Annotated in this window: 3 protein-coding genes and 1 pseudogene; all 4 read right to left on the reverse strand. The window is 66.5% G+C overall.

What is annotated here, in order from left to right:
- Positions 1–181 (reverse strand): annotated as a pseudogene (locus WA702_RS30040) (ATP-dependent DNA ligase); the annotation flags it as partial.
- Between the two features lie 153 nt (positions 182–334).
- Complete coding sequence (gene trxA / locus WA702_RS30045) at positions 335–655, reverse strand: thioredoxin (protein ID WP_425114160.1); 321 nt, start codon at positions 653–655, stop codon at positions 335–337.
- Positions 656–741: 86 nt separating this feature from the next.
- Positions 742–4,242 carry a double-strand break repair helicase AddA gene (gene addA, locus WA702_RS30050; protein ID WP_425114162.1) on the reverse strand — a complete coding sequence of 1,167 codons (3,501 nt, stop codon included), beginning with the start codon at positions 4,240–4,242 and terminating at the stop codon, positions 742–744.
- Positions 4,239–4,703 (reverse strand): PD-(D/E)XK nuclease family protein (locus tag WA702_RS30055; RefSeq protein WP_425114161.1); only part of this gene is annotated, 465 nt, incomplete at its 5' end. The genes addA and WA702_RS30055, both read right to left, overlap by 4 nt.

Genomic DNA, 4,703 nt, shown 5'->3' on the forward strand with positions numbered 1-4,703 from the left:
CCTTCAGTCTCTCGGCGGCCGCGACCACCTCGGGGAAATAGCGGGTGAGATCCTCGCCCGCCTTCGACGTCATCGTGACGCGCTCGCCCTCGCGCGCCAGCAGGCAACGGAAGCCGTCCCATTTCGGCTCGTACTGCCACTCCTTGCCTTGCGGGATTGCGTCGACCGAACGCGCCTCCATCGCCTGCAGAGAACTCTTGGAAGCGGATTTGCGGGGGCGGGTGGGCACGGCGGGCAAAACCTCGAAAACGCGACAAAACACCCCTTCTCAACGGCGAACGGCCGGCGATGTGCCGGCCGTCCTCAAAAACAGATAGCGGAAACTGCGCGCGGATCAGACCGCAGAGCTGATCCACTGCTGCAGCTTCGCCTTCGGTGCGGCGCCGACCTGGCGGGAGGCCATCTCGCCACCCTTGAAGATCATCAGGGTCGGAATCGACATCACGCCATACTTGGATGCCGTCTTCGGGCTTTCGTCGACGTTCAGCTTGACGATCTTGACCTTGTCGCCCATCGCGCCCGCGATCTCGTCCAGCGCTGGTGCGATCATGCGGCAGGGGCCGCACCACTCAGCCCAGAAGTCGACCACGACCGGGCCGTTGGCATTGAGCACCTCGGTCTCGAAGTCGCTGTCGGAAACCTTGCTGACGGCCATGGGATTACCTCGTTCGTTTCAGGAGGAGGCGCGGGAATCGCGCCCCGGGATCATGCGGATCAAAGTATGAATGGCCTGTTGCCGGGTCAAGCCGAGTCACCCACCCGTGCGGGGAATGCAAGCTCCGCATCCAGCGCGGAGGCGGAAAGCTCCATCACTTCAGGGGTTTCGGTCCAAAGCAGGGCGGCCCGCACGGTCCGGCCGGAATAGAGCCGGCCGAGCACCGCGCGGTACAGCGCGAGCTGGCGGACATAGGCCTGCGGCACCCCGGCAAGCGTCGTGGGCGGCTCGTGGTTGGTTTTGAAGTCGATGATCAGGACCTCGGTCTCGGTGACGACGAGCCGGTCGATCTGGCCGGAGATCAACGCCTGCGGCTGTTCGGGCAGCGACAGCCGGCCGACGATCGAGACCTCGGCGCGGCTGCCGTCGGCGAACACCGCTGCAAAGCGCGGATCGTCGATGACGCCGCGCACGCGCTCCGCCAGCTTGATACGCTCGGCCTCCGGCCAGTCGGCGGCATTGCGGGCCAGATATTTCAGCGCGGCGTCGCGGCGCCGGTCGGCCGCAATATCGGGCAGCGATTGCAGCAGGCGGTGCACCAGCGTGCCGCGCTGCATCGCCTGGGTGCGGGCGACGATGGCGGCGCCGGGCCGCGGGCGAAGCTCGGCGCCATCGGATGCGTCCGACGGGCGCAGCACTTGATTGCTATCAGGTGTCTCGACCACCGCCGCACGCAGCCAGACCGGCAGCTCGATCGCATCGACTGCTGTCTTCTCGGCCTCATCGCCGGGAATGGTCGCAATATCCTCGGCGCGCGCGTAGCGCTTGACGGTGCCGTCAGGCGTTTCGATCCTCTCGACCGTCAGCCCTGAGGCATCGAGGCCGCGCGCGACCAGGTCGTACCAGCAATTCGTGCGGACGTTGTTCATGTTGCCCGGCATGCAGCCGGCGATGATCAGCCGGTCGGCGGCACGCGTCATCGCTACGTAGAGCAGGCGACGATATTCGTCCTCGGTCTCGGCCAGCATCGCGGTGCGCGCCTCCCCGACCGCCCTGGGATCATCGGCCTTGCGGCCGGCCCACACCGTGACCTCGCCTTTCGTGTGCCCGTCGCTGGTCGGCAAATGGATCAGCCGCAGCCGCTGCGAATCCGTCGGCGACGACGTGGTGTCGACCATGAACACCACGGCGGCCTCGAGCCCCTTGGCGCCATGCACCGTCATGACGCGGACCTCGTCGCGCGAAATCTCCATGTCGCGCTTCACTTCGGTGTCGGCAGCGCGCAGCCAGGCCATGAAGCCCTGCAGCGAGGCCGGCGCCTTGCGCTCATAGCCGAGCGCGAGCTCCAAGAACTCGTCGAGTGCGTCATTGGCCTCGTGGCCGAGCCGCGCCAAGATGCGGCGGCGGCCGCCATCGCCGCCGAGCAGCCAGGCATAGAAGGCGAACGGCGTCTCGTCGGTGGCGCGGCGCTGGCATTGCTGCAGCCGCTTCAGCACGCGCTGAAATTTTTCGTCTGTCTCCGCGTGCTGCGCCAATGCCTCGCGCAACGAGCCCTTGCGGCCCCAGGCAAGGGCAAACAGGTCGTCGTCATTAAGGCCGAACAGCGGGCTCTTCAGCACGGTCGCCAATGCAAGATCGTCCTGCGGCAGCAGCAGCGCGTCGGCGAGGTTCATCAGATCGATGATGGCGATGTGCTCGGTCAGCTTCAGCCGGTCGGCGCCGGCGACGGGAATGCCGGCGTGCTTCAGCGCCTGGATCACCGCGTCGAACGCGTTGCCGCGCCGGCGCACCAGAATGAGAATGTCGCCGTAGCTGAGGCGGCGCTGCACGCGGTCATGCCCGGTCATCGTGCCGTCGCGGATCAGCCGCTTGATCTCGAGCTGGATGCGCCGCGCCAGCTTGACCTCGGGGCTGGTGACGGCGACGCCGTCGAACGGCGCGCGCCAGCCTTCGATATCCTCGCGATCGTCGCGCTCGGCGAGCGGCCACAGCTCGACGATGCTGGGGCCGGCATCCTCAAGCGCGTTGTGAATGGGATAGCCGATATCGGGCGAATGGATGCTGCTGTAGATCTGCTTGTCGCGGAAGACGTGATCGACCGAATGCAGGATCGCCGTGCCCGATCGGAACGAATAGGTGAAGGCGACGGGATCGAAGCTCAGCCCGGCCTCGGTGAAGCGCTTCTGCAACAGCCGACGCTGCGCATCGAATTCACGCGGCTGTGCGCCCTGGAACGAGAAGATCGATTGCTTCTCGTCGCCTACCGCGAACACGGTGCGGACCAACCCGTCGCGCGCGCCGGCGCCAGCGGTGAATTCGGAGATGATGTGGTTGACGATCTCCCATTGTCGCGGACTGGTGTCCTGCGCCTCGTCGATCAGCACGTGATCGACGCCGCGATCGAGCTTGTAATGCACCCATCCGGCGGCCACGCGATTCAGCATCGCCAGCGTCTTGTCGATCAGGTCGTCATAGTCGAGCAGCCCGCGCTCATCCTTCTCGCGCCGGTAGTTCGCGGCCGCCGCGGTCGCGATCTGCAGCAGCGCCTGGCTGCGGTCGCGCATCACGACAGCGCGCCGCTTCTCGATCAAAGCATCGAGCCGGCGCGCCTCGGCTTCGAACAGCGCGCCGAGACCTGGATTGCTCTTGATGAAGCTCTTGGTGACGACGGAGGCGCGCGGCTCGCTCTTGTCGGTGAGGAAGACGCAGAGATAGGCATCGACCTGATCGCTGCCGGAAAAATGCAGCGCGTCGCGCAGCCGACAGGCCTGTGCCTGGTCGGCCTTGGTGCTGGTGTCGAGCTGGCTCGCAATCTGCAGCCAATCCGAGTGCGGCAGATTGGGGCCCTCGACAATGTCGCGCTCCACGGCCGCAAGGCTGTCGTCACGCGCCACGCCGAGTGCACGCGACAATTGTTCGGCCGCAACGTCGACCTGGCCGGCGCCATTGGTCCAGGCCATGAAGTGATCGCGGCTCAGGCAGGCCTCGCGCACCACGTCCTTGAAGGTGACGTCGGCCGCGCTCGCCATCGCGATCTGCAGCGCCCGGCCGATGCCGCTGTCAGGCGCGCGCGCGGCATCCAGCAGCACCCTCAGGTTGGCGCGCTCCATCATCTCGGTCTGGTCGCGATCGTCCAGCACCGAGAAGCGGGCCGGCACGTTGGCCTCGAACGGAAACTGCTGCAGCAGCCGCGTGCACAGCGCGTGGATGGTCTGCACCTTCAGCCCGCCCGGGGTCTCCAGCGCGCTTGCGAACAGTTTTCGCGCAGCAGTACGCAGTCTGGCGTTCGACTGCGGAATGCCTGACTGGCGGATCGCCTCGTCGAGCGCTTCATCGTCGAGCGTGACCCAGTGGCCGAGGGTGGAGAACACCCGCTCGGCCATGTTGGCGGCGGCTGCCTTGGTGAAGGTGATGCAGAGGATCTTTTCCGGGGGCACGCCGTCGAGCAGCAACCGGATCACGCGCTGCACCAGCACGTGCGTCTTGCCGGAACCAGCGTTGGCGGACACGAAAGCCGATGCAGCGGGATTCGAGGCGCGGGTCTGCGCCTCGCGCACGGCATTCGGAATCGGGCGGGGCGCCTTCACCATTCCTCGATCCCCAATCCGCCGGCGGCCGACCATTCCTTGATCCGCGCCAGATCGTCATAGGCGCCATAACGGTTCGCCCACATCGACAGGTTCAGCGAAGTATACGCTTGGTTCTCATCCTCGAAGCGGCGGATCAGCGCCTCCAGCTTGTCGCGCGCTTCGCGGGCGGCGGCGTCCGGCGGCTGCGGCTCGTCGCCCTTGTTGATCTTCAATTCCAGCACGCGCTCCTCGCCCGGCGGATTGTTGCCGGAGAGCCTGACGTAAGTGAGCTGGCCGACCAGGCTGCCGGCCGGAATTCCCTCGAAGCCGCCCTCGCGCAGGATCGCAGCTTCAAGCGTGAGCTGCGGCGACAGCCCCATCCGCACCTGCTTGCCGGTCGGCGGCTGCCCGGTCTTGTAGTCGAGCAATGCATAGGAGCCATCGCTGCGCCGCTCGATGCGGTCGGCGCGCGCCGTCAG

It is taken from the genome of Bradyrhizobium sp. (assembly GCF_049798375.1).
Taxonomy (GTDB): Bacteria; Pseudomonadota; Alphaproteobacteria; order Rhizobiales; family Xanthobacteraceae; genus Bradyrhizobium.

What these genes read in the sequence shown, in the direction of transcription:
- trxA (WP_425114160.1), bottom strand. Translation starts at nt 655, where the DNA reads ATGGCCGTCAGCAAGGTTTCCGACAGCGACTTCGAGACCGAGGTGCTC.